The sequence below is a fragment of the Thaumasiovibrio subtropicus genome (genome assembly GCF_019703835.1).
GTDB classification, from domain to species: domain Bacteria; phylum Pseudomonadota; class Gammaproteobacteria; order Enterobacterales; family Vibrionaceae; genus Thaumasiovibrio; species Thaumasiovibrio subtropicus.
Genome location: NZ_AP023054.1, coordinates 249,972 through 274,028, shown reverse-complemented (window position 1 = coordinate 274,028; position 24,057 = coordinate 249,972). Strand labels below are relative to the sequence as shown.

Annotated in this window: 38 protein-coding genes, 1 tRNA gene and 1 rRNA gene; all 40 read right to left on the bottom strand. The window is 47.3% G+C overall.

The window, feature by feature from the left end; genetic code table 11:
• Positions 1-201 precede the first annotated feature (201 nt).
• Positions 202-277 (bottom strand) — tRNA-Glu (locus tag TSUB_RS01405).
• A 66-nt stretch (positions 278-343) separates the two neighbouring features.
• Positions 344-1,893: ribosomal RNA gene (locus tag TSUB_RS01400) — 16S ribosomal RNA — on the bottom strand.
• Between the two features lie 740 nt (positions 1,894-2,633).
• On the bottom strand, positions 2,634-3,020 hold the full coding sequence (gene rplQ / locus TSUB_RS01395) for a 50S ribosomal protein L17 (RefSeq protein WP_086938986.1): 387 nt from the start codon (positions 3,018-3,020) through the stop codon (positions 2,634-2,636).
• A gap of 36 nt (positions 3,021-3,056) precedes the next feature.
• Positions 3,057-4,046 (bottom strand): DNA-directed RNA polymerase subunit alpha, encoded by a 990-nt coding sequence (locus TSUB_RS01390; protein ID WP_087017501.1) that lies wholly within the window; start codon positions 4,044-4,046, stop codon positions 3,057-3,059.
• A 23-nt stretch (positions 4,047-4,069) separates the two neighbouring features.
• A complete protein-coding gene (gene rpsD / locus TSUB_RS01385) occupies positions 4,070-4,690 on the bottom strand; it encodes a 30S ribosomal protein S4 (RefSeq protein ID WP_087017503.1) in 621 nt (206 codons plus the stop codon).
• Positions 4,691-4,717: 27 nt separating this feature from the next.
• Positions 4,718-5,107, bottom strand: coding sequence for a 30S ribosomal protein S11 (gene rpsK / locus TSUB_RS01380; protein WP_036817716.1), 390 nt, complete (start codon positions 5,105-5,107; stop codon positions 4,718-4,720).
• A gap of 19 nt (positions 5,108-5,126) precedes the next feature.
• A complete protein-coding gene (gene rpsM / locus TSUB_RS01375) occupies positions 5,127-5,483 on the bottom strand; it encodes a 30S ribosomal protein S13 (protein WP_087017505.1) in 357 nt (118 codons plus the stop codon).
• 152 nt (positions 5,484-5,635) lie between these two features.
• Positions 5,636-5,749 carry a 50S ribosomal protein L36 gene (gene rpmJ, locus TSUB_RS01370; RefSeq protein ID WP_000868186.1) on the bottom strand — a complete coding sequence of 38 codons (114 nt, stop codon included), beginning with the start codon at positions 5,747-5,749 and terminating at the stop codon, positions 5,636-5,638.
• 30 nt (positions 5,750-5,779) lie between these two features.
• The gene (secY, locus tag TSUB_RS01365) at positions 5,780-7,105 is read right to left on the bottom strand and encodes a preprotein translocase subunit SecY (protein WP_087017507.1); all 1,326 of its coding nucleotides are present in this window, start codon (positions 7,103-7,105) and stop codon (positions 5,780-5,782) included.
• A gap of 22 nt (positions 7,106-7,127) precedes the next feature.
• Positions 7,128-7,562 carry a 50S ribosomal protein L15 gene (gene rplO, locus TSUB_RS01360; RefSeq protein ID WP_087017509.1) on the bottom strand — a complete coding sequence of 145 codons (435 nt, stop codon included), beginning with the start codon at positions 7,560-7,562 and terminating at the stop codon, positions 7,128-7,130.
• 5 nt (positions 7,563-7,567) lie between these two features.
• Positions 7,568-7,747 carry a 50S ribosomal protein L30 gene (rpmD, locus tag TSUB_RS01355; RefSeq protein WP_005302823.1) on the bottom strand — a complete coding sequence of 60 codons (180 nt, stop codon included), beginning with the start codon at positions 7,745-7,747 and terminating at the stop codon, positions 7,568-7,570.
• Between the two features lie 5 nt (positions 7,748-7,752).
• A complete protein-coding gene (rpsE, locus tag TSUB_RS01350) occupies positions 7,753-8,253 on the bottom strand; it encodes a 30S ribosomal protein S5 (protein WP_087017511.1) in 501 nt (166 codons plus the stop codon).
• Positions 8,254-8,265: 12 nt separating this feature from the next.
• Positions 8,266-8,619 carry a 50S ribosomal protein L18 gene (rplR, locus tag TSUB_RS01345; RefSeq protein ID WP_087017513.1) on the bottom strand — a complete coding sequence of 118 codons (354 nt, stop codon included), beginning with the start codon at positions 8,617-8,619 and terminating at the stop codon, positions 8,266-8,268.
• Positions 8,620-8,628: 9 nt separating this feature from the next.
• Positions 8,629-9,162: a 50S ribosomal protein L6 gene (gene rplF, locus TSUB_RS01340; RefSeq protein ID WP_087017516.1), complete on the bottom strand. Its 534-nt coding sequence runs from the start codon at positions 9,160-9,162 to the stop codon at positions 8,629-8,631.
• Positions 9,163-9,175: 13 nt separating this feature from the next.
• Positions 9,176-9,568, bottom strand: a complete 393-nt coding sequence (gene rpsH / locus TSUB_RS01335; protein ID WP_087017518.1) for a 30S ribosomal protein S8 — start codon at positions 9,566-9,568, stop codon at positions 9,176-9,178.
• A gap of 36 nt (positions 9,569-9,604) precedes the next feature.
• A complete protein-coding gene (gene rpsN / locus TSUB_RS01330) occupies positions 9,605-9,910 on the bottom strand; it encodes a 30S ribosomal protein S14 (protein ID WP_087017520.1) in 306 nt (101 codons plus the stop codon).
• 17 nt (positions 9,911-9,927) lie between these two features.
• The gene (rplE, locus tag TSUB_RS01325; RefSeq protein WP_087017522.1) at positions 9,928-10,467 is read right to left on the bottom strand and encodes a 50S ribosomal protein L5; all 540 of its coding nucleotides are present in this window, start codon (positions 10,465-10,467) and stop codon (positions 9,928-9,930) included.
• 14 nt (positions 10,468-10,481) lie between these two features.
• Positions 10,482-10,796 (bottom strand): 50S ribosomal protein L24, encoded by a 315-nt coding sequence (rplX, locus tag TSUB_RS01320; protein WP_087017523.1) that lies wholly within the window; start codon positions 10,794-10,796, stop codon positions 10,482-10,484.
• 11 nt (positions 10,797-10,807) lie between these two features.
• Positions 10,808-11,179 (bottom strand): 50S ribosomal protein L14, encoded by a 372-nt coding sequence (gene rplN, locus TSUB_RS01315; RefSeq protein WP_086938971.1) that lies wholly within the window; start codon positions 11,177-11,179, stop codon positions 10,808-10,810.
• 168 nt (positions 11,180-11,347) lie between these two features.
• Complete coding sequence (rpsQ, locus tag TSUB_RS01310; RefSeq protein ID WP_087017525.1) at positions 11,348-11,602, bottom strand: 30S ribosomal protein S17; 255 nt, start codon at positions 11,600-11,602, stop codon at positions 11,348-11,350.
• Positions 11,602-11,793: a 50S ribosomal protein L29 gene (gene rpmC, locus TSUB_RS01305; RefSeq protein WP_007469134.1), complete on the bottom strand. Its 192-nt coding sequence runs from the start codon at positions 11,791-11,793 to the stop codon at positions 11,602-11,604. Before rpmC ends, rpsQ begins: the two co-directional genes overlap by 1 nt.
• Positions 11,793-12,203 (bottom strand): 50S ribosomal protein L16, encoded by a 411-nt coding sequence (gene rplP / locus TSUB_RS01300; protein ID WP_087017526.1) that lies wholly within the window; start codon positions 12,201-12,203, stop codon positions 11,793-11,795. The genes rpmC and rplP overlap by 1 nt, the downstream gene beginning before the upstream one ends.
• Positions 12,204-12,214: 11 nt before the next feature.
• Positions 12,215-12,910, bottom strand: coding sequence for a 30S ribosomal protein S3 (rpsC, locus tag TSUB_RS01295; protein ID WP_087017528.1), 696 nt, complete (start codon positions 12,908-12,910; stop codon positions 12,215-12,217).
• 19 nt (positions 12,911-12,929) lie between these two features.
• On the bottom strand, positions 12,930-13,262 hold the full coding sequence (gene rplV, locus TSUB_RS01290) for a 50S ribosomal protein L22 (protein WP_087017530.1): 333 nt from the start codon (positions 13,260-13,262) through the stop codon (positions 12,930-12,932).
• 13 nt (positions 13,263-13,275) lie between these two features.
• Positions 13,276-13,554 (bottom strand): 30S ribosomal protein S19, encoded by a 279-nt coding sequence (gene rpsS, locus TSUB_RS01285; protein WP_087017532.1) that lies wholly within the window; start codon positions 13,552-13,554, stop codon positions 13,276-13,278.
• Between the two features lie 18 nt (positions 13,555-13,572).
• The gene (gene rplB, locus TSUB_RS01280; RefSeq protein ID WP_087017533.1) at positions 13,573-14,397 is read right to left on the bottom strand and encodes a 50S ribosomal protein L2; all 825 of its coding nucleotides are present in this window, start codon (positions 14,395-14,397) and stop codon (positions 13,573-13,575) included.
• Positions 14,398-14,414: 17 nt separating this feature from the next.
• Complete coding sequence (gene rplW, locus TSUB_RS01275) at positions 14,415-14,717, bottom strand: 50S ribosomal protein L23 (protein ID WP_087017535.1); 303 nt, start codon at positions 14,715-14,717, stop codon at positions 14,415-14,417.
• Positions 14,714-15,316, bottom strand: a complete 603-nt coding sequence (rplD, locus tag TSUB_RS01270) for a 50S ribosomal protein L4 (RefSeq protein WP_087017537.1) — start codon at positions 15,314-15,316, stop codon at positions 14,714-14,716. Before rplD ends, rplW begins: the two co-directional genes overlap by 4 nt.
• Before the next feature lie 16 nt (positions 15,317-15,332).
• Positions 15,333-15,962 (bottom strand): 50S ribosomal protein L3, encoded by a 630-nt coding sequence (rplC, locus tag TSUB_RS01265; protein ID WP_087017539.1) that lies wholly within the window; start codon positions 15,960-15,962, stop codon positions 15,333-15,335.
• Positions 15,963-15,979: 17 nt separating this feature from the next.
• The gene (gene rpsJ, locus TSUB_RS01260; RefSeq protein WP_068330617.1) at positions 15,980-16,291 is read right to left on the bottom strand and encodes a 30S ribosomal protein S10; all 312 of its coding nucleotides are present in this window, start codon (positions 16,289-16,291) and stop codon (positions 15,980-15,982) included.
• A gap of 410 nt (positions 16,292-16,701) precedes the next feature.
• On the bottom strand, positions 16,702-17,181 hold the full coding sequence (gene bfr, locus TSUB_RS01255) for a bacterioferritin (protein WP_087017541.1): 480 nt from the start codon (positions 17,179-17,181) through the stop codon (positions 16,702-16,704).
• Between the two features lie 81 nt (positions 17,182-17,262).
• Complete coding sequence (locus tag TSUB_RS01250; RefSeq protein ID WP_087017544.1) at positions 17,263-17,454, bottom strand: (2Fe-2S)-binding protein; 192 nt, start codon at positions 17,452-17,454, stop codon at positions 17,263-17,265.
• A 222-nt stretch (positions 17,455-17,676) separates the two neighbouring features.
• The gene (gene tuf / locus TSUB_RS01245) at positions 17,677-18,861 is read right to left on the bottom strand and encodes an elongation factor Tu (RefSeq protein WP_087017546.1); all 1,185 of its coding nucleotides are present in this window, start codon (positions 18,859-18,861) and stop codon (positions 17,677-17,679) included.
• Positions 18,862-18,963: 102 nt separating this feature from the next.
• Positions 18,964-21,060, bottom strand: coding sequence for an elongation factor G (gene fusA, locus TSUB_RS01240; RefSeq protein ID WP_087017549.1), 2,097 nt, complete (start codon positions 21,058-21,060; stop codon positions 18,964-18,966).
• 74 nt (positions 21,061-21,134) lie between these two features.
• Positions 21,135-21,605, bottom strand: coding sequence for a 30S ribosomal protein S7 (gene rpsG, locus TSUB_RS01235; protein ID WP_087017551.1), 471 nt, complete (start codon positions 21,603-21,605; stop codon positions 21,135-21,137).
• Between the two features lie 117 nt (positions 21,606-21,722).
• Positions 21,723-22,097, bottom strand: a complete 375-nt coding sequence (gene rpsL / locus TSUB_RS01230; RefSeq protein WP_087017553.1) for a 30S ribosomal protein S12 — start codon at positions 22,095-22,097, stop codon at positions 21,723-21,725.
• 162 nt (positions 22,098-22,259) lie between these two features.
• Complete coding sequence (tusB, locus tag TSUB_RS01225) at positions 22,260-22,553, bottom strand: sulfurtransferase complex subunit TusB (protein WP_087017555.1); 294 nt, start codon at positions 22,551-22,553, stop codon at positions 22,260-22,262.
• A gap of 2 nt (positions 22,554-22,555) precedes the next feature.
• The gene (gene tusC / locus TSUB_RS01220) at positions 22,556-22,912 is read right to left on the bottom strand and encodes a sulfurtransferase complex subunit TusC (RefSeq protein ID WP_087017557.1); all 357 of its coding nucleotides are present in this window, start codon (positions 22,910-22,912) and stop codon (positions 22,556-22,558) included.
• A 28-nt stretch (positions 22,913-22,940) separates the two neighbouring features.
• Complete coding sequence (gene tusD, locus TSUB_RS01215; protein WP_087017559.1) at positions 22,941-23,333, bottom strand: sulfurtransferase complex subunit TusD; 393 nt, start codon at positions 23,331-23,333, stop codon at positions 22,941-22,943.
• On the bottom strand, positions 23,330-24,052 hold the full coding sequence (locus tag TSUB_RS01210) for a helix-turn-helix transcriptional regulator (protein WP_087017561.1): 723 nt from the start codon (positions 24,050-24,052) through the stop codon (positions 23,330-23,332). The genes tusD and TSUB_RS01210 overlap by 4 nt, the downstream gene beginning before the upstream one ends.
• Positions 24,053-24,057 lie beyond the last annotated feature (5 nt).

The following is a 24,057-nucleotide window of genomic DNA, read 5'->3' as shown; positions in this document are numbered from 1 at the left end:
TTCGCCGGACTCAATACAAGACACTTGAATGTGTTTGTTGTATTTACTTGCGTAAATACATTTTGAGAACTTGTTCATTTTTCAATGAACGATTCAATCTATCGATTGAATTTACTAGTCAGCTTTCCAGTTTGTTAAAGAGCATGTGTGTCTTTCAACACCACTATCTTAAGCTTCTGCTTCAGCAAAAGATTGAGATAGTGGCGTCCCATAGGGGAGTCGAACCCCTGTTACCGCCGTGAAAGGGCGGTGTCCTAGGCCTCTAGACGAATGGGACACATCGTGTTCTACATTATTACCAAGCAATCTGTGTGGACACTGCATTTAACAGCAGTCTTATCGTTAAGGAGGTGATCCAGCCCCAGGTTCCCCTAGGGCTACCTTGTTACGACTTCACCCCAGTCATGAACCACACCGTGGTAAACGCCCTCCCGAAGGTTAAGCTATCTACTTCTGGTGCAGCCCACTCCCATGGTGTGACGGGCGGTGTGTACAAGGCCCGGGAACGTATTCACCGTAGCATTCTGATCTACGATTACTAGCGATTCCGACTTCATGGAGTCGAGTTGCAGACTCCAATCCGGACTACGACGCACTTTTGGGATTCGCTCACTTTCGCAAGTTGGCCGCCCTCTGTATGCGCCATTGTAGCACGTGTGTAGCCCTACTCGTAAGGGCCATGATGACTTGACGTCGTCCCCACCTTCCTCCGGTTTATCACCGGCAGTCTCCCTGGAGTTCCCACCCGAAGTGCTGGCAAACAAGGATAAGGGTTGCGCTCGTTGCGGGACTTAACCCAACATTTCACAACACGAGCTGACGACAGCCATGCAGCACCTGTCTTACAGTTCCCGAAGGCACACTCGAATCTCTTCAAGCTTCTGTAGATGTCAAGAGTAGGTAAGGTTCTTCGCGTTGCATCGAATTAAACCACATGCTCCACCGCTTGTGCGGGCCCCGTCAATTCATTTGAGTTTTAATCTTGCGACCGTACTCCCCAGGCGGTCTACTTAACGCGTTAGCTCCGAAAGCCAGTGTTCAAGACACCAACCTCCAAGTAGACATCGTTTACGGCGTGGACTACCAGGGTATCTAATCCTGTTTGCTCCCCACGCTTTCGCATCTGAGCGTCAGTCTTTGTCCAGGGGGCCGCCTTCGCCACCGGTATTCCTTCAGATCTCTACGCATTTCACCGCTACACCTGAAATTCTACCCCCCTCTACAAGACTCTAGCCTGCCAGTTTCAAATGCGGTTCCGAGGTTGAGCCCCGGGCTTTCACATCTGACTTAACAGACCGCCTGCATGCGCTTTACGCCCAGTAATTCCGATTAACGCTCGCACCCTCCGTATTACCGCGGCTGCTGGCACGGAGTTAGCCGGTGCTTCTTCTGCAGCTAACGTCAAATCTAGCAGGTATTAACTACTAAACCTTCCTCACTGCTGAAAGTACTTTACAACCCGAAGGCCTTCTTCATACACGCGGCATGGCTGCATCAGGGTTTCCCCCATTGTGCAATATTCCCCACTGCTGCCTCCCGTAGGAGTCTGGACCGTGTCTCAGTTCCAGTGTGGCTGATCATCCTCTCAAACCAGCTAGGGATCGTCGCCTAGGTGAGCCGTTACCTCACCTACTAGCTAATCCCAACTGGGCCCATCCTAACGCGAGAAGCCCGAAGGTCCTCCTCTTTGCTCCGTAGAGATTATGCGGTATTAGCCATCGTTTCCAATGGTTATCCCCCTCGTTAGGGCAGGTTCCCAGCCATTACTCACCCGTCCGCCGCTCGACGCCCTTAACGTCACCCGAAGGCTTAGTTAAGTCGTTTCCGCTCGACTTGCATGTGTTAGGCCTGCCGCCAGCGTTCAATCTGAGCCATGATCAAACTCTTCAATTAAAGATTTTTGATTTGGGCTCAATGAATACTGATATTCACTACCGAAGTAATGAATGAATTGACTGTGCTAAGACCGAAGTCTTAATTTGGTCACTAGTATCATTGATGCCATATTTGCTTTCACTTTTAAAAGTGAAGACAAACAGTTTTGACTATCTATTCAACGAGTGCCCACACAGATTGCATGGTCATATTGTTAAAGAACGTTGACTGGTAACGCTGTTACCGTGTCAGGGCTGCGTATACTACGCTTTCCTGTTTTGATGTCAACAAGTAATTTTAGTTATTTTCAAAACCACTTTTTGACATCCCTCTTTCGAGGCTAACTCGGTGGGCGACATTGCTTTTCAGCGCCGTGCTCCGTGTCAGTGAGGCGGCATTATAGAGATCAATTTCTGGCTGACAACCCCTTTTTGCATTCTTTTCTTCAACTGCACAAACAATAGCCACTTCGGTGCGAAATACAGTCAAAATGCCTAACAAGCAAACAAGATACTTAAGAATACGCGTTTCAAGCTAGAAAAGCAGATGGCAGATAGCAGATGGCAGATAGCAGATAGCAGATAGCAGATAGCAGATAGCAGATAGCAGATAGCAGATAGCAGATAGCAGATAGCAGATAGCAGATAGCAGATAGCAGACGTTATACCCGTGGTGAGCACAAACAAGGGTTTCTTGAATTCTACATATAAAAAAGCCGGGTAAACCCGGCTTTTTCATAGTTCAGTAAAAACTTTTGCTTATTCAGCAGCAGCTTCTTCCTGAGCTTCTGGACGATCAACTAGCTCGATGTAAGCCATAGGGGCTTTATCGCCTGCACGGAAACCGCATTTTAGAATGCGAGTGTAACCGCCAGCGCGAGCTGCGAAACGTGGACCCAGTTCGTTAAATAGTTTCGCTACGACTTCGTTATCACGAGTACGAGCGAATGCTAGACGACGGTTAGCTACACTGTCAGTCTTAGCTAGTGTAATCAAAGGCTCAACTACACGGCGCAGTTCTTTAGCTTTTGGTAAAGTCGTCTTGATGATTTCGTGACGAACCAATGAGCTAGCCATGTTGCTGAACATCGCTTTGCGATGACTGCTATTGCGGTTGAGTTGACGACCACTCTTACGATGGCGCATGACCTAATCCTTCTAACTTAGTATCAGTAAATCTGATTAATTTTCAGCGATTGATGCTGGCGGCCAGTTTTCTAGGCGCATACCTAGAGACAGACCACGCGATGCGAGAACGTCTTTGATCTCAGTAAGCGATTTCTTACCAAGGTTAGGCGTTTTCAACAGCTCAACTTCAGTACGCTGAACCAGATCACCAATATAGTGAATCGCTTCTGCTTTCAAACAGTTTGCAGAGCGAACAGTTAGTTCAAGATCGTCGACAGGACGCAGCAGGATTGGATCGAACTCTGGCTTCTCTTCTTTCTCCTCAGGTACACGCACATCACGAAGATCTACGAATGCATCCAACTGCTCAGCAAGAATAGTTGCTGCGCGACGGATAGCTTCCTCAGGTTCTAGAGTACCGTTAGTTTCCATATCGATAACTAGCTTATCAAGGTCAGTACGCTGCTCAACACGTGCTGCTTCTACAGAGTAGGCAATACGGTCTACAGGACTGAACGTTGCGTCAACTAGTAGACGACCGATAGGACGTTCGTCTTCTTCGCTATGAATACGTGCCGATGCAGGTACGTAGCCACGACCACGTTCTACCTTGATGCGCATGCTGATATCAGCATTGTCATCAGTAATATGGCAGATCACGTGTTCAGGGTTCGCAATCTCGACATCACCGTCGTGAGTAATGTCGGCTGCAACTACAGGGCCCGCACCAGACTTAGTCAGGGTTAGAATAACTTCGTCTTTCCCTTCAACCTTTACGGCTAGGCCTTTTAGGTTGAGAAGAATCTCGAGAATGTCTTCTTGAATACCTTCTTTGGTACTGTACTCGTGCAGTACACCATCGATTTCTACTTCAGTGACAGCACAACCTGGCATAGAAGAAAGAAGAATACGGCGTAGCGCATTACCAAGAGTGTGGCCAAAACCACGCTCTAGTGGCTCAAGAGTTACCTTTGCATGCGTCGTATTAACTTGTTCAATATCAACAAGACGCGGCTTTAGAAATTCTGTTACAGAACCCTGCATTATGTCCTCTCTTTTGTTCAGCCTTACTTAGAGTAAAGCTCGACGATCAGGTGTTCATTGATGTCAGCAGACAAATCTGAACGTTCTGGTAGGCGCTTGAAAGTACCTTCCAGCTTGTTGCTGTCTACTTCGATCCAAGTTGGTAGTTCGCGTTGGGTAGCAACTTCTAGTGCACCTTTAATACGCGCTTGGTTCTTAGCTTTCTCGCGAATGCTAATTACGTCGTTAGCACGAACCTTGAAAGAAGGAACGTTAACAACTTGACCATTAACTAGGATCGCTTTGTGGCTTACCAGCTGACGTGCTTCTGCACGAGTTGAGCCGAAGCCCATGCGGTAAACAACGTTATCCAGACGACCTTCAAGAAGCTGAAGCAGGTTTTCACCTGTGTTGCCTTTCTGGCGTGCAGCATCTTTATAGTAGTTACGGAACTGTTTTTCCAGTACGCCGTACATACGACGAACTTTTTGCTTCTCACGAAGCTGAACGCCGTAGTCAGATAGACGGCCGCGACGAGCGCCGTGTACACCTGGGGCGTTATCAATTTTACACTTGGTATCGATCGCGCGGATACCAGACTTAAGGAATAAGTCAGTACCTTCACGACGGCTAAGCTTCAGCTTAGGACCCAAATATCTTGCCATGATTCTTCTCCAATAGTCCTAGAAACGTTATACGCGACGTTTCTTAGGTGGACGACAACCGTTATGAGGGATTGGTGTCGCATCTACGATGTTAGTGATGCGGAAACCTGCAGCATTCAGAGCGCGAATAGTTGATTCACGGCCTGGACCTGGACCCTTAACCATAACTTCCAGGTTCTTAACGCCGTACTCTTTGGCCATTTCGCCAGCGCGCTCAGCAGCAACCTGTGCAGCGAACGGAGTAGACTTACGAGAACCACGGAAACCTGAACCACCTGCAGTAGCCCAAGAAAGAGCGTTACCTTGACGGTCAGTGATAGTCACGATTGTGTTGTTGAAAGAAGCATGGATGTGCGCGACACCGTCAGCTACTTGCTTACGTACGCGCTTACGAGCGCGAGTTGGTTGTTTTGCCATTGTACTCTACCTTATCCGACTATTTTTTGATCGGCTTGCGCGGACCCTTACGGGTACGTGCGTTGGTTTTAGTACGCTGTCCACGTAGAGGTAGACTGCGACGGTGACGAAGACCACGGTAACAACCAAGGTCCATTAGACGCTTGATGTTCATGGACACTTCACGACGTAGGTCGCCTTCTACTGTGTACTTGGCAACACCATCACGCAGAGTATCAATCTGCTCTTCAGTTAGTTCACTGATCTTAGTGCTTTCAGCAATACCCGCTTCAGCTAGAATAGCTTGAGAACGAGTCTTACCGATACCGTAAATCGCAGTCAATGCGATTACAGCATGCTTCTGATCAGGAATGTTAATGCCTGCAATACGGGCCACTATTCACTCCTAGTACTTTAAATAAGTAGAACCGCTGTAAAGCCCGTCTAGGATACACAGCGGCTTAATACCACTTCTTCTGTATGCACAAAAGATGGGCTGACGATTATAGTCAGCCTATCCTTGTCTTGCAACTAAAAAATGTCTGCTGATTAGCCTTGGCGTTGCTTGTGCTTTGGCTCACTGCAAATTACACGCACAACACCGTTGCGCTTGATAACTTTACAGTTACGGCAGATTTTCTTAACGGAAGCACGAACTTTCATTACTAAACTCCGTAAAAGTAACCGAACGGCTTAATTGCCCTTCAGGTTAGCCTTCTTCAATACTGACTCATACTGCTGAGACATCAAATGTGTCTGCACTTGAGCCATAAAATCCATGATAACAACTACAACAATCAGTAGTGATGTACCACCGAAGTAGAACTGTACGTTCCAGTAGCCGACCATGAACTCAGGGATCAGACAGATAAAGGTAATGTATAGCGCACCAGCAAGGGTTAAGCGAGTCATTACTTTATCAATATATCTAGCGGTCTGCTCACCCGGGCGAATACCAGGTACGAATGCACCAGACTTCTTCAAGTTATCTGCCGTCTCACGCGGGTTAAATACCAACGCAGTGTAGAAGAAACAGAAGAAGATAATTGCAGTCGCATACAGCATCATATATAGCGGTTGGCCAGGACTCAGTGCCAATGACACATCAGTCAACCACCCAAAGCTACCTTGACCGTCACCACCAAACCATTGGGCTAGGGTACCTGGGAAAAGGATAATACTCGATGCGAAAATTGCCGGAATTACACCTGCCATGTTGATTTTCAACGGCAGATGCGTGCTTTGCGCAGCAAAGACACGTCGACCTTGTTGACGCTTCGCATAGTTAACAACGATTTTACGTTGACCACGCTCCATGAAAACAACAAAGTAGACTACAGCAACAGACAACAGCGCAATACCAAGTAACAGAAGGAGGTGCATTTCACCTTGACGCGCTTGCTCAATGGTCTGTCCAATCGCAGGTGGCAATCCTGCAACGATACCCGTGAAAATAATCAAGGAAATACCGTTACCAATACCTCGCTCTGTGACTTGTTCACCCAACCACATTAAGAACATGGTACCGGTAACCAAACTCACAACCGCAACAAGGTAGAAACCAAAACCTGGGTTTTCAACCAGGCCAGGCACCATACTTGGCAAGCCGGTAGCGATACCAACGGCTTGGAAGGTTGCCAAAACGAGCGTGCCGTAGCGAGTGTACTGACTGATCTTACGACGGCCAGATTCACCCTCTTTCTTCAACTCAGCCAAAGCTGGGTGAACAACGGTCAACAGCTGGATAACAATCGATGCCGAAATATACGGCATGATACCCAATGCTAGTATAGATGCTCGTTCAAGAGCACCACCAGAGAACATGTTAAACATTTCAATGATGGTGCCTTGTTGCTGCTCAAACAGATCAGCAAGGACAGCAGCGTCAATACCAGGAATAGGCACAAACGAACCTGCACGGAAAATTAAGATCGCAATTACTACAAAAAGTAATCGAGATTTCAGTTCGGCTAGGCCGCCTTGCGCACTACGAAAATCTTGTCCTGGTTGTTTAGCCATCTGTACCTCATCCTCGAGTTAATTATTCCTCGATTTTACCGCCCGCAGCTTCGATTGCAGCTTTTGCGCCTTTAGTCACGCGAAGACCTTTAACAGTCACTGCACGAGCGATTTCACCAGAAAGAACGATTTTTGCAAATTCAATGTTCTTAGTGATAAGACCAGCTTGCTTCAGTGTGTTTAGATCTACTACGTCACCTTCAACTTTCGCTAGTTCACCAAGGCGAACTTCAGCTGAAACTAGGCTCTTACGCGAAGTAAAACCGAATTTTGGTAGACGCTGTTTCAAAGGCATTTGACCGCCTTCAAAACCTGGACGTACAGAACCACCTGAACGTGATTTCTGACCTTTGTGACCACGGCCACCAGTTTTACCCAGACCTGAACCGATACCACGACCTACGCGTTTAGCAGTAGGCTTAGAACCCGCGGCCGGTGATAGAGTATTCAAACGCATTCTGATTACTCCTCAACTTTAACCATGTAGTAAACTTTGTTGATCATGCCGCGTACGCAAGCAGTATCTTCAAGTTCTACAGTGTGGTTGATGCGACGAAGGCCTAAGCCACGCAAAGTAGCTTTGTGCTTCGGCAGACGACCGATTGAGCTCTTAGTCTGCGTTACTTTAATAGTCTTAGCCATGTCGATTACTCCAGAATTTCTTTAACAGAAAGACCGCGCTTAGCCGCAACTTTCTCTGGAGAGTGCATGCCGTTCAAACCATCAATAGTCGCGCGAACGATGTTGATTGGGTTTGTAGAACCGTATGCTTTTGCCAGTACGTTGTGAACGCCTGCAACTTCCAGAACAGCACGCATCGCACCACCGGCGATGATACCGGTACCTTCAGATGCTGGTTGCATGTACACTTTAGAACCAGTGTGACGGCCTTTAACTGCGTGGTGCAGAGTACCGTTGTTTAGCGATACCGTAACCATGTTACGACGCGCTTTTTCCATTGCTTTTTGGATCGCAGCAGGTACTTCACGGGCTTTACCGTAACCGAAACCTACACGACCGTTGCCATCACCAACTACTGTAAGAGCGGTGAAGCTGAAAATGCGACCACCTTTAACCGTTTTTGAAACACGGTTAACAGCAATCAGCTTTTCTTGCAAATCAGATTGTTGTGTCTTTTCGTTAGCCATTTTCCGCCTACCTTAGAATTTCAGACCAGCTTCACGAGCAGCTTCTGCTAGTGCAGCCACACGGCCGTGGTATTGGAAACCGGAACGATCGAATGCAACGTCAGAAACGCCTTTTTCGATCGCGCGCTCAGCAATGATTTTACCCACTACTGCAGCTGCGTCTGTATTACCGGTGCTCTTAACCTGCTCACGGATCGCTTTTTCTACGGTAGAAGCGGCAGCGATAACCTCAGAGCCATTTGGTGCAATTACCTGAGCGTACACGTGACGTGGAGTACGGTGTACTACTAGGCGAGTTGCACCCAGCTCAGCAATCTTGCGGCGTGCGCGGGTCGCACGACGGATACGAGATGCTTTCTTATCCATAGTGTTACCTTACTTCTTCTTAGCTTCTTTAGTACGCACGATTTCATCGGCGTAACGAACACCCTTACCTTTGTAAGGTTCTGGGCTACGGTATGCGCGGATATCCGCAGCAACCTGACCAACCAACTGCTTGTCGCAACCAGTGATTACGATTTCAGTTTGAGAAGGACACTCTGCTTTGATACCTGCTGGCAACTCGTGCTCAACTGGGTGAGAGAAGCCTAGGGTTAGACCAACAGCGTTGCCTTTAATGGCAGCACGGTAACCTACACCTTTTAGGGTTAGTTTTTTGGTGAAACCTTGAGAAACACCAACCACCATGCTGTTAACAAGTGCACGTGCAGTACCTGCTTGTGCCCATGCATCAGCGAAGCCGTCGCGAGGACCAAAAGTGATTTGGTTTTCTTCTTGGTTCAATACTACTGCTGGGTTGAAAGCGCGAGATAGTTCGCCCTTAGGACCCTTAACAGTAACTTCCTGACCGTTTAGTTTAACTTCTACGCCGGCAGGAATAACTACTGGTGCTTTTGCAACACGAGACATTTTCCTACTCCTATTACGCTACGTAGCAGATAATTTCACCGCCAAGACCCGCTTTGCGAGCACCGCGGTCGGTCATAAGACCCTTGGAAGTGGACACTACAGCAATACCCAGACCACCCATCACGCTTGGTAGTGCATCTTTTTTCTTGTAGATGCGCAGACCAGGGCGTGAAACGCGTTGGATTTGCTCGATAACTGGTTTAGCTTCGAAGTACTTCAGAGTAACTTCTAGCTCTGGCTTCGCTTCGCCTGAAACAGCGTAGTCAGCCACGTAACCTTCTTCTTTAAGCAGTGCTGCAATTGCGATTTTCAGCTTAGAAGATGGCATTTTGACAGCGACTTTGTTCGCTGCCTGACCGTTACGAATGCGGGTCAGCATATCCGAAATCGGATCTTGCATGCTCATAAGTCTATTCTCCAGTGATTCTTAAACTAGCTGGGATTACCAGCTTGCTTTACGCAGACCCGGAATCTCGCCTTTCATGCAAGCTTCACGAACCTTGATACGGCTAAGACCGAACTTACGTAGGTAGCCGTGTGGACGTCCAGTCTGGTTACAGCGGTTACGCTGACGAGAAGGACTTGAATCACGTGGTAGAGACTGAAGTTTAAGCACCGCATTCCAACGATCTTCTTCAGACGCGTTCACGTCACTGATAGTTGCTTTCAAAGCAGAACGCTTTTCAGCGAACTGGGCAACTAGCTTCGCGCGTTTTGCTTCGCGCGCTTTCATTGATTCTTTAGCCATTACAGTAACCCTTACTTTTACTTACGGAATGGGAAGTTAAAAGCAGACAGCAGAGCACGCGCTTCTTCGTCAGAGTTTGCAGAAGTCGTGATAGTGATATCAAGACCACGCAGACGATCGATTTTATCGTAATCGATTTCTGGGAAGATGATCTGCTCACGAACGCCCATGCTGTAGTTACCACGACCATCGAATGACTTAGGGTTTAAACCACGGAAGTCACGGATACGCGGTACAGCGATAGAGATTAGACGCTCGAAAAAGTCCCACATACGTTCGCCACGTAGGGTTACTTTACAGCCAATAGGGTAGCCCTCACGGATCTTGAAGCCAGCAACAGATTTACGTGCTTTAGTAATCAGTGGCTTTTGACCAGCAATCGCTGTTAGGTCAGACACTGAGTTTTCTAGCAGTTTTTTGTCGTTGATCGCTTCGCCCACACCCATGTTAAGGGTGATCTTTTCGATCCTTGGGACTTGCATGATGCTCTTGTATTCGAACTTTTCAGCAAGTTCTTTTACAACAGTCTCTTTGTAGTAATCATGCAGTTTCGCCATAGTACTACTCCAAATTACTTAATAGTTTCGCCATTAGACTTGAAGAAACGCACTTTTTTGCCTTCTTCAAATCGGAAGCCTACACGGTCTGCTTTACCAGTAGCCGCGTTAAAGATTGCAACGTTAGAAGCATCAACTGCTGCTTCTTTTTCAACGATGCCACCCTCGAGACCAAGAGCCGGTACAGGCTTCTGGTGTTTTTTCACGAGGTTGATACCTTCAACGATAACTTTACCGGTTGCTAGAACCTTAGTTACTTTACCTTTCTTACCTTTGTCTTTACCGGTAAGAACGATAACTTCGTCGTTGCGACGGATTTTAGCTGCCATTGTATCGCTCCTTATAGAACTTCAGGCGCCAGTGAAACAATCTTCATGAATTTCGCATTACGAAGTTCACGAGTCACAGGGCCAAAGATACGAGTACCGACTGGTTGCTCAGTAGTGTTGTTCAACAATACACAAGCGTTTCGGTCGAAACGAATGACAGAGCCGTCTGGACGACGTACGCCTTTACGGGTGCGTACTACCACTGCTTTTAGCACATCACCTTTCTTCACTTTACCGCGAGGAATAGCTTCTTTTACGGTAACTTTGATGATGTCACCGATGTGTGCATAGCGGCGGTGAGAACCACCCAGGACCTTAATACACATTACTCTGCGAGCGCCGGAGTTATCGGCTGCGTCCAGCGTACTTTGCATTTGGATCATGTTTAGTGCTCCGCTAAATAAATCATCTAGACCCTCTCGGGTCGGGTTGCCTTATAACTTAAGGGCGGCGAATTATAACACCCTAATAGGCACTTGAATAGACAAAAAATAAACGACCCCGAAAAAAACGGGGTCGCTTTGTCTAACTATATAGAAAAAGTACGAAAATTAACCGCGCGCTTTTTCTACAACGCGTACCAAAGTCCAAGATTTCTTCTTAGACAATGGACGACACTCACGAACTTCAACAGTATCGCCTAGGCCACACTCGTTGTTTTCATCGTGAACGTGTAGCTTAGTCGTACGCTTGATGAACTTACCGTAGATTGGGTGTTTCACCATGCGCTCAATAGCAACAACGATAGACTTGTCCATCTTGTCGCTAACAACACGACCTTGCTGAGTACGAATTTTATCGCTCATTATGCGCCCGCCTTCTCAGTCAGAACAGTTTTAACACGTGCGATATCGCGACGTACAGCCTTCAGAGTGTGAGTTTGTTGCAGCTGACCAGTTGCAGCCTGCATGCGCAGGTTGAACTGCTCGCGCAGTAGGTTCACAAGCTCAGCGTTCAGTTCTTCAACGCTTTTAGCGCGCAGATCTTGTGCATTCATCACATCACCGCCTTAGTTACAAATGTTGTTTTGAAAGGAAGCTTACGTGCAGCAAGGTTAAATGCTTCACGAGCCAACTCTTCAGAAACACCATCCATTTCATAAAGAACTTTACCTGGTTGAATCTGTGCTACCCAGTACTCAACGTTACCTTTACCTTTACCTTGACGAACTTCAAGAGGCTTAGAGGTAATCGGTTTGTCTGGGAATACGCGAATCCAGATTTGACCTTGACGTTTGATATGACGAGTCATTGCACGACGAGCAGCCTCAATTTGACGCGCAGTCATACGACCACGGCCAGTAGCTTTAAGACCGAACTCACCGAAACTTACGTCAGTACCTTTCGCTAGACCGCGGTTACGACCCTTATGAGTCTTGCGGAATTTAGTGCGTTTTGGTTGCAGCATCTATAGACTCCTTACTTACGGCCTTTACGCTGTTTCTTAGGCTTGTCAGCCTTAGGTTCAGCGTTAGCAACAGGCATACCGCCTAGAACTTCACCTTTGAAGATCCAAACTTTAATACCGATTACACCGTATTGAGTGTGAGCAGAAGAAGTTGCGTAGTCGATGTCAGCACGCAACGTGTGTAGTGGCACGTTACCTTCACGGTACCATTCAGTACGCGCGATTTCAGCACCGCCTAGACGGCCGCTAACTTCGATTTTAATACCCTTCGCACCAAGACGCATAGCGTTCTGTACCGCACGCTTCATAGCACGACGGAACATAACACGACGTTCTAGCTGAGACGCAATGCTGTCACCAACTAGTTGAGCGTCTAGCTCAGGCTTGCGTACTTCTGCGATGTTGATTTGAGCAGGAACACCTGCAATCTTCGCAACGCGAGCGCGCAGTTTCTCTACGTCTTCACCTTTCTTACCGATAACTACGCCTGGACGAGCAGTGTGAATAGTCACACGGATGCTCTTAGCAGGACGCTCGATAACGATGCGTGATACAGACGCTTTAGTCAGTTCCTTGGTAAGGAACTGGCGTACCTTGAAGTCGCCGTCTAGGTTGTCAGCGAACTCTTGGCTATTAGCATACCAAGTGGTGTTCCATGGCTTAACGATGCCAAGACGAATACCATTAGGATGTACTTTTTGACCCATTGCTTTCTCTCCTAGTCTCTTAGCGGTCAGCTACAACAACGGTGATGTGGCTAGAACGCTTCAAGATACGGTCGGCACGGCCTTTCGCACGAGGCATGATGCGCTTCATGGTTGGACCTTCATCAACGAAGATTTTTGCTACTGATAAATCATCAATATCAGCGCCTTCGTTGTGCTCAGCGTTAGCGATAGCAGATTCTAGAACTTTCTTAACAAGGTCAGCAGCTTTTTTGTTGCTGAACGTTAGAATTTCCAAAGCTTGTGCAACAGTTTTACCGCGCACTTGATCTGCAACCAAACGTGCTTTCTGCGGTGAGATGCGAGCAAAGCGATGTTTAGCGATAGCTTCCATTACTTAACTCCTCTTAGCGCTTCTTAGCTTTCTTATCCGCAGCGTGACCGCGGTAAGTGCGTGTTGGTGCAAATTCGCCAAGCTTGTGACCGATCATTTCATCAGAGATGAAAACAGGTACGTGCTGACGACCATTATGGACAGCGATGGTCAAACCGATCATTTGTGGAATGATCATTGAGCGACGGGACCAAGTCTTAACAGGCTTCTTGTCACCGCTTTCCACCGCTTTCTCTACCTTCTTCAGCAAGTGCAGGTCAATAAAAGGACCTTTCTTGAGAGAACGTGGCATGGCGTATCCTCTTTAAAATTACTTGTTACGACGACGTACGATGTACTTGTCGGTACGCTTGTTCTTACGAGTTTTGTAACCCTTAGTAGGAACACCCCAAGGTGTAACTGGGTGACGACCACCAGAGGTACGGCCTTCACCACCACCGTGTGGGTGGTCAACTGGGTTCATTACAACACCACGTACGGTTGGACGTACGCCGCGCCAGCGAGATGCACCCGCTTTACCCAGTTCACGTAGCATGTGCTCCGCGTTACCTACTTCACCAAGAGTCGCACGACCCTCAGAGAGAACTTTACGCATTTCACCAGAACGTAGACGGATAGTTACGTAAGCACCATCACGTGCAACGATCTGCGCGTATGCACCAGCAGAACGAGCTAGCTGAGCACCTTTACCTGGCTTAAGTTCAACGTTGTGTACAGTTGAACCTACTGGGATGTTGCGCATTGGTAGGGTGTTACCTACTTTAATCGCCGCATCTGCGCCAGATTGGATTTCGTCACCAGCTTGGATGCCTTTAGGTGCGATGATGTAACGACGCTCACCGTCACGGTATAGTACCAGTGCGATGTTCGCGCTACGGTTTGGATCGTATTCAAGACGCTCAACAACAGCTGGGATGCCGTCTTTGTTGCGTTTGAAGTCGATAACACGGTAGTGCTGCTTATTACCGCCACCAATGTGACGAACAGTGATACGACCGTTGTTGTTACGACCACCAGATTTCTGCTTTTTCTCAAGCAGTGGTGCGTATGGCTTACCCTTGTGCAGGTCAGAGTTAACCACTTTAACTACGTGGCGACGACCTGGGGAAGTCGGCTTACATTTAACAATAGCCATTCTTCAATCTCCTCGTCTTACTCTGCGCTACCAGCGAAGTCGATGTCTTGACCTTCTTTCAAGATAACGTAGGCTTTTTTCACGTCTGAACGACGGCCTTGACGCATACCTTGACGCTTGGTCTTACCCTTAGTGATAAGAGTATTTACAGACTTAACTTCAACTTCGAACAGTTTCTCAACTGCAGCCTTGATCTCACGCTTAGTCGCGTCCATCGCTACTTTGAATACGATAGTGTTACCGTTTTCAGCAGCCATGGTTGCTTTCTCAGAGATGTGCGGAGCACGCAGAACTTTCAGGATACGCTCTTCAGTGATCATGCTAGCATCTCCTCAACTTGCTTAACTGCAGCAGCAGTCATTACAACTTTATTGAAAGCGATCAAGCTAACTGGGTCGATACCAGCAACGTCACGTACGTCTACTTTGTAGATGTTACGCGCTGCTAGGAATAGATTCTCATCTACTTCGCCAGTTACGATAAGTGCATCAGTAAGCTCAAGCTCTTTCAGCTTAGCAACTAGTGCTTTAGTTTTTGGCGCGTCAACTGCGAACTCGTCAACCACGATCAAACGATCTTGGCGAACTAGCTCAGACAGAATGCTCTTCATCGCACCACGGTACATTTTCTTGTTAACTTTCTGGCTGTGGTCCTGTGGACGAGCTGCGAAAGTTACACCACCTGTACGCCACAATGGGCTACGGATCGTACCTGCACGTGCACGGCCAGTACCTTTCTGACGCCATGGCTTAGCGCCACCGCCAGAAACATCTGAACGCGTTTTCTGTGCACGAGTACCTTGACGGGCACCTGCTGCGTATGCAACGACTACCTGGTGAACCAGAGCTTCGTTGAACTCACGCCCGAAGGTAGATTCGGAAACAGTCAGTGCATCAGCACCTTTTACTACCAATTCCATTACTAACTCCTCGACGTTACGCTTTAACAGCTGGTTTAACGATCACATCGCTACCGGTTGCGCCTGGTACTGCACCTTTAATAAGAAGCAGGTTACGCTCAGCGTCAACACGTACGATTTCTAGGTTTTGAGTCGTTACACGCTCAGCACCCATGTGACCAGCCATTTTCTTGCCTTTAAACACGCGGCCTGGAGTTTGACACTGGCCAATAGAACCAGGAGCGCGGTGAGACAATGAGTTACCGTGAGACATATCTTGAGTACGGAAATTCCAACGCTTAACTACGCCTTGGAAGCCCTTACCTTTAGATGTGCCGGTAACGTCGACTTTTTTAACTTCGTTGAACAGCTCAACAGTTAGCTCAGCGCCTACTGCAAACTCTTCGTTGTTTTCCAGACGGAATTCCCAAAGACCGCGACCAGCTTCTACACCTGCTTTCGCAAAGTGACCAGCTTCTGGCTTAGTTACACGGTTAGCTTTCTTCGCACCTGAAGTAACTTGAATTGCGTTGTAGCCATCAGTGTCAACAGATTTAACCTGTGCAACACGGTTTGCTTCAACTTCAACAACAGTTACTGGGATAGAAGCGCCTTCTTCGGTAAAGACGCGGGTCATGCCCACTTTACGACCGATTAGACCAATCATTTCTTAAACTCCCCCTATTAACCTAGGCTGATTTGGACGTCAACGCCCGCAGCAAGGTCAAGACGCATCAGAGCATCAACAGTTTTATCAGTTGGCTCAACGATGTCGATCAGACGCTTGTGAGTACGAATTTCGTACTGGTCACGTGCATCCTTGTTGACGTGTGGAGAGATAAGAACAGTAAAACGCTCTTTGCGAGTTGGTAGAGGGATTGGACCCTTAACCTGTGCGCCAGTGCGCTTAGCTGTTTCAACGATTTCCGCAGTAGAAGCGTCGATCAAACGGTGATCGAATGCTTTTAGGCGGATACGAATACGTTGGTTCTGCATGAGACAGAGCTCCAAATTAAAAAATTTACACAAACAATATCGCCACTCAAACTCGAAAATACGAGAGAATGCCGATTGATTTATGTGAAACCGTAGTCCCCAAATCGGGAACGTTGTCAGTCAATTTAATGACTGCGAACGTAAGCTGAGTATACATTTAATAGAAGCTTTCGCTTCTCTTCCTCACTTGCTCATTGGTTCACAACTGCGCTTACAAGACGATGATGTCTTAAGCAGTGTCGGGCATTATACAGATCACAGTTTGCTTTGCAAGCACCGATTAAAAATGAATCAGATAAGCCTTAGGCTCTGTCCGGCTTTATAAGCCTCAGTCTCTAGTAAAAACAAAAAAGGAGGCCAACTTGGCCTCCTACACTATCTATCGCGTTGTCGCTTAATACAGTAACGAGTTAATCATCACACTCAATGATCTGCGCTTGGTTATAGTTCTCTATACCCACTTTCTCTATTAAGCCCAGTTGTGTCTCTAACCAATCCACATGTTCTTCTTCATCTTCGAGAATATCTTGAAATAGGTCACGAGAAACATAGTCACGAACTGACTCGGCGTATTCAATCGCATCACGTAGATCTGGAATAGCATCAAGCTCCAATGCGAGGTCACACTCAAGCATTTCTTTCGTATCTTCACCGATACGAAGCTTGCCTAAGTCTTGGAGGTTTGGGATACCTTCTAAGAAAAGAATCCGTTCAGTCAACTCATCAGCATGCTTCATCTCATCGATAGACTCTTCATACTCTTTGTCGGCGATCACTTTTAATCCCCAGTCTTTATACATTCGGGCGTGGAGGAAGTACTGATTGATCGCAATGAGTTCGTTGCCGAGGATTTTGTTGAGGTGTTGAATGATTTTTGGATCGCCTTTCATGACAATACGCTCCTTTGATGGTTTACATAAATGTAGACCACCTAAAGAGGTAGAGATGAAAATTTTATAACATTTTTTTAACTAACTGACTTTCGGTAATTGCGCCTCACTTTTCAAACCTTGAAGAATGTCCTTCGTCATCCGGATACACTTACCGCACTGCGAACCTAAAGGCGTAATCTGGCGAATCGTTTTCACGTCATAAGCGCTACGCTCTATCGCGAGTTTCGTGATCGTCTTATCTGAGATCCCGTGACAAATACAAACGTACATAAATAGTATCCAAAATCATCTAACAAAAGAAATATAAACGAGAACAATTACTATTTCCAGTGCTAAATAGGAATAATTTCTATCTAATTGAAAGCTAAGGAAAGATTTATTACAGCTGTGTCGCCGCAGCAATACCTCAGTGTTACCTAAGATTAACCGAACGTCGGATAACAAAAAGAGGAGCCGAAGCTCCTCTTTTCAGTAGTAAGATCAGACTATATATTAGTCGAAGATCTTAGCTACAACACCAGCACCAACGGTACGGCCACCTTCACGGATTGCGAAGCGTAGACCTTCATCCATTGCGATTGGAGCGATTAGCTCTACAACCATCTTAATGTTGTCGCCTGGCATTACCATCTCAACGCCTTCTGGCAGCTCGATAGTACCAGTCACGTCAGTTGTACGGAAGTAGAACTGTGGACGGTAGCCTTTGAAGAACGGAGTATGACGGCCGCCTTCGTCTTTTGAAAGTACGTATACTTCTGACTCGAACTTAGTGTGCGGAGTGATTGAACCAGGCTTCGCTAGTACTTGACCACGCTCAACTTCGTCACGCTTAGTACCACGTAGTAGAACACCAACGTTCTCACCAGCACGGCCTTCGTCTAGAAGCTTACGGAACATTTCAACACCAGTACAAGTTGTAGTGGTTGTCTCTTTGATACCGATGATTTCTACTTCGTCACCTACGTTGATGATACCTTGCTCAACACGACCAGTTACAACTGTACCACGGCCTTGGATTGAGAATACATCTTCGATTGGTAGGATGAACGGCTTGTCGATTGCACGCTCTGGCTCTGGGATGTAGCTGTCTAGCGCTTCTGCTAGCTCAACAACTTTGTCTTCCCACTCTTTCTCACCGTTAAGTGCACCTAGAGCTGAACCCATGATTACTGGGCAGTCATCACCTGGGAAGTCGTACTCAGAAAGAAGTTCACGAACTTCCATCTCAACTAGCTCTAGTAGCTCTTCATCATCAACCATGTCACACTTGTTCATGAATACGATGATGTAAGGGATACCAACCTGACGACCTAGTAGGATGTGCTCACGAGTCTGAGGCATTGGGCCATCAGTCGCAGCTACTACAAGGATACCACCGTCCATCTGTGCAGCACCGGTGATCATGTTCTTAACGTAGTCAGCGTGTCCTGGGCAGTCAACGTGTGCGTAGTGACGAGTTGGAGTATCGTACTCTACGTGTGAAGTAGAGATTGTGATACCACGCTCACGCTCTTCTGGAGCGTTATCGATAGATGCGAAGTCTTTCGCTTCACCACCGTATACTTTTGACAAAGTAGTACAGATAGCTGCAGTTAGAGTAGTTTTACCGTGGTCAACGTGGCCGATAGTACCAACGTTAACGTGCGGTTTCGTACGTTCAAATTTTTCTTTAGACACGATCGTGTTCCTTCCTAGTTGATTGTCATTTTCACCGTCGTGAAAATGTTCAGAAGTCTTAACAAAATGTAGCGCTAACGCGAAGTCAGCGCCAAATTACCACTAATTACGCTCAGCAATAATATTGTCAGCAACGTTCTTAGGTACTTCAGCATATTCACTGAATTCCATCGAGTACGATGCACGACCTTGGGTTGCAGAGCGGAGATCCGTTGCGTAACCGAACATTTCAGCAAGCGGCACTTGAGCACGGATAATTTTCAGTCCCGCAGGACCTTCTTCCATACCCTCGATCATACCGCGGCGACGGTTCAAGTCACCAACAACATCACCCATCCAATCTTCAGGTGTGGTCACTTCCACTTTCATCATAGGCTCTAGAATCACAGGGTTGGCATCAAGCGCACCCTTTCTGAAAGCCATTGAGCCAGCGATTTTAAACGCCATCTCATTTGAGTCAACATCGTGGTAAGAGCCATCAAACAGAGTTGCTTTGACATCCAATACTGGGTAACCCGCAAGGACACCATTGTTCATCTGCTCTTCAACACCCTTGGCGACCGCACCGATGTATTCCTTCGGTACTACACCACCAACGATTTCGTCTACAAAGACGAAACCTTCACCCGGCTCGGAAGGTTCGATCTTCAGCCACACATGACCATATTGACCACGGCCACCTGACTGACGAACAAACTTGCCTTCCACCTCAGTCTTGCCGCGAATCGTCTCACGGAAAGCAACCTGAGGTTTACCGACATTACATTCCACGCTGAACTCGCGACGCATACGGTCAACGATGATGTCCAAGTGCAGCTCACCCATACCTGAGATAAGGGTCTGACCTGATTCATCATCCGTTTCAACGCGGAAAGAAGGGTCTTCTGCAGCCAGTTTACCGAGGGCAATACCCATCTTCTCCTGGTCTGCTTTTGATCTTGGCTCTACTGCAATCTGAATAACTGGCTCAGGGAACTCCATACGCTCCAGAACAACTTTGTCATCCATACTGCAAAGCGTGTCGCCCGTTGTGACATCTTTTAGGCCGATAGCGGCAGCGATATCACCCGCACGAACTTCTTTGATCTCTTCACGCTTATTTGAATGCATCTGTACGATTCGGCCGAAGCGCTCACGCTTCTGCTTCACAGAGTTGTATACCGTGTCGCCAGAGTTAACGACGCCAGAGTAAACACGCATGAAGGTCAATGTACCGACGAATGGGTCAGTCGCAATTTTAAACGCCAATGCCGAGAACGGTTCATTGTCGTCTGAGTGACGCTCGATTTCGTTACCTAACTCATCCTCACCGCGGATCGCTTTCACATCCGTCGGAGATGGTAGGAACTCAATCACGGCATCCAGTACTGCCTGAACACCTTTGTTTTTGAATGCTGAGCCACAGGTTGCTAGAACAATCTCATTGTTCAGTGTGCGCGCACGCAGACCTGCTTTGATCTCTTCTTCTGACAGCTCACCTTCTTCAAGGTACTTATCCATCAGTTCTTCAGTCGCTTCAGCCGCTGATTCGATCATGTGTTGACGCCATTCTTCGGCCTCATCCACCATGTCAGCAGGGATAGCTTCGTATTCGAAAGTCATACCCTGATCAGCTTCACTCCAGTTGATTGCCTTCATTTTAATAAGGTCAATCACACCTTTGAATTCATCTTCTGCGCCAATATTCAATTGAATAGGCACTGGGGTTGCGCCAAGACGGTTTTTAATCTGGTCAACAACACGTAGGAAGTCAGCACCAGCACGGTCCATCTTGTTCACGAACACCATACGTGGCACTTCGTATTTATCCGCTTGACGCCATACAGTCTCAGACTGAGGCTCAACGCCAGAAGAACCACAGAATACAACTACAGCACCATCAAGCACACGCAGAGAACGCTCTACTTCGATAGTGAAGTCAACGTGTCCCGGAGTATCGATAATATTGACGCGGTGTTCTGGGAATTGTGCTTCCATACCACGCCAGAAGGTCGTAGTTGCCGCAGAGGTAATGGTGATACCACGCTCTTGCTCCTGCTCCATCCAGTCCATGGTAGCAGCGCCGTCGTGCACTTCACCGATCTTATGAGAAAGGCCTGTGTAAAACAGAATACGCTCGGTAGTCGTTGTTTTACCGGCATCTACGTGAGCACAGATACCAATATTACGGTAGCGCTCAATAGGAGTTTTGCGAGCCACTGTTGTATCCTCGTACTAAGGAAATCCTTAGGTATAAAAAGTGGCGCAGCAAAACTGCTGCGCCAGCAAAGGTATTACCAACGGTAATGAGCAAACGCTTTGTTCGCTTCTGCCATGCGGTGAACGTCTTCACGTTTCTTAACAGCAGAACCTTTGTTGTCAGCTGCATCTAGCATTTCGTTTGCTAGGCGCTGAGCCATAGATTTTTCACCACGCTTACGCGCAGCTTCAACCAACCAACGCATAGCAAGTGCGTTACGGCGAACCGGACGAACTTCTACAGGTACTTGGTAAGTTGAACCACCCACACGACGAGATTTAACCTCTACCGCTGGGCGAACGTTTTCAAGAGCTTTTTCAAAAATAGCTAGGTGTTCTTCACTTGAACGCTCAGCCATTGTGTCTAGTGCAGTGTAAACAATTTTCTCTGCAGTAGATTTTTTACCGTCAACCATCAGGATGTTGACAAATTTTGCCAGCAGTTCAGATTTGAACTTTGGATCTGGAAGGATCTTACGCTGACCAATTACGCGACGACGTGGCATGGAAATTCTCCGTAGTCTTTTTCTTCAGGTTATCCAAAACTTTGCAGTTTCTTCAAAAATTAATAAATAATTTTAGTGTTTGGCCTTACTTAACGCTTCTTTTTAAAAAGAAGGGCATTAAGACTTAGGACGCTTCACACCGTACTTAGAACGACCTTGTTTACGGTCATTTACGCCTGCACAGTCAAGTGCACCGCGAACGGTGTGGTAACGCACACCTGGCAAGTCTTTAACACGACCGCCACGGATAAGAACAACACTGTGCTCTTGTAGGTTGTGACCTTCACCACCGATGTAAGAAGTAACTTCGAAACCGTTGGTTAGGCGAACACGACATACTTTACGTAGTGCCGAGTTAGGTTTTTTAGGAGTAGTGGTGTAAACACGAGTACAAACACCACGCTTTTGCGGACACGCAGACAGCGCTGGCACGTTGCTTTTTGCAACTTGCTTTGCGCGTGGTTTACGTACCAGCTGGTTAATAGTTGCCATTAAATAGCTCCTGATTATTTTTGAAAAACGTGAAAAATCTAGCCCCCTACTAGGAGGGGACGCGAAATTTTAGGCGTCGAGCATAGAGGTGTCAAGATTTATACAAGATCATTTGGGGATCTTTTTGTACAAAAACCGCACACGGCGTAAATTAGCGGGGTTTTACTGCCAATTAATCTGTTGTGTGTGCTGTACGGTCAGGGCGACAAACGCATTATTGTCGATTTGCGGGAAACCACTGACTAACTTCTTTTCGACTCCACGCGCCTGAATATCCGGTGCGTACACATAAACTTGTCCACTTCGCTGCGCCAACGCGTTGGCGTATGGCGTCTCTGCTAGCGCAGCAAACACCGCATCCTGCATCAAGATTATTTCATCTTCATGACTACTATAGCGTAGACAGGTTTGCAGGCTTTGGCTGGAAAAGGGAGAAGAAGTCACAATATGTAGCATGGTTAGAACACCATTATCTGATCACAATCCGCCAACTGCTGACGAATCACTTGCGGAGATACGGCATCTCCCTCGATTAAACAGTCTGCCACAGTCAGCCCTCGCTCTTTTAAAGAAAGTTCGCAGAAGTAAATCTCTTCAATATCGTACAAATCGAAGAGCTTGAAGCTATGACTGTAATCACGACTATAAATACCGCTAGTCTGTTGGCCACTCAGCGATTGCGTGACCCCATCCGCGAGAAAGAACACTTTTATCTGCTCACAGTAGGCGGCAGTCGCAAGGATTGCGTCAGTCCCCTCTCGACCCGCATTGACCATATGCGGTGCAGACTTAAAAATAAAACCCAGTGTTTTCATCTCTCCCTCCGCTTACTCATGGTACTGCTCAAAACTGTAAAACGCGGTCTGCGGTAAGTAAGGACTCCGCGAGCACACCAAGGCCCGACTGGGTAAATCCCTCAGCCATATTGCTTGCAGGTAAGCCTTCTTGGCTTGCTTCGATATCGCTCACAACACCACGTCTAAGTGCCGCGGCTATGCATGTGTGAAGTTCAACTTGATGTACAGACGCTAGCGTTTGCCACGCGGCAACAAGATCGAACTCATCAGATGCTGGCGCAGTCAATGCTGATGCATTGTGCACCCCATCTTGATAAAAGAAGATTTGACTTAACTTATGCCCACCTTCAATGACGGCTAATGCGACACCATACGCGGTTCTCGCCGCTTGCGTACCGTAAGCAGGGCCATTAATCACCAGGGCGTAAGTCAGGCTCACTTTTCACCATCCTCAGTTTTACGCTGGCGAATGTAGAGATAGACAGTATGTTTCGAGATATTCAGGCGGTCAGCCACACGGTTAATCGCATCTTTAATATCAAAAATACCTTTATCATAGAGCGCCATGACGATTTGACGGTTCTTAGCATTATTAGACACGTCCTTATCGGCATTGATCTCTTCAATCGTGCGTTCTACCGTTTGGTCGACCAGCTCGTCCACATCACTTGCAAAGTTGACTGATGAGGCAGCTTGCTTCGCTTCTTCATTCGGCATAAAGGCTTGAAGAATCTGAGAGAAAGGCGCGTCAAGATTGATATTGATACATAGCAAGCCGATAACACGTTCCTCACCGTTGCGAATCGCAATGGTGATCGACTTCATTAACACGCCACCTTTAGCTCGGGTGAAGTAAGCACGAGAAAAGTTGCGCTCTGAGCCTTCGATGTCACGCAGCATGCGTAGCGCAAGATCCGTAATCGGAGAGCCTACTTGGCGCCCGGTTATCTCTCCATTCGCTATTTTCACAGCCGATGTGTTCAAGTTGTCCAATGAGTGCAACACAATCTCACAGTGGCCGCCAATCAGTGCCGCTAAACCATCTACTACCGCCTCATAAGAGCGAAGCAGCGTATAATCTTGTTCGGTGAAAGCACGGTCCTGAATCAACTCGCTTTCCACTACTACATCCTGAACAAGGTTTTCATCCGTTGTCATCACAG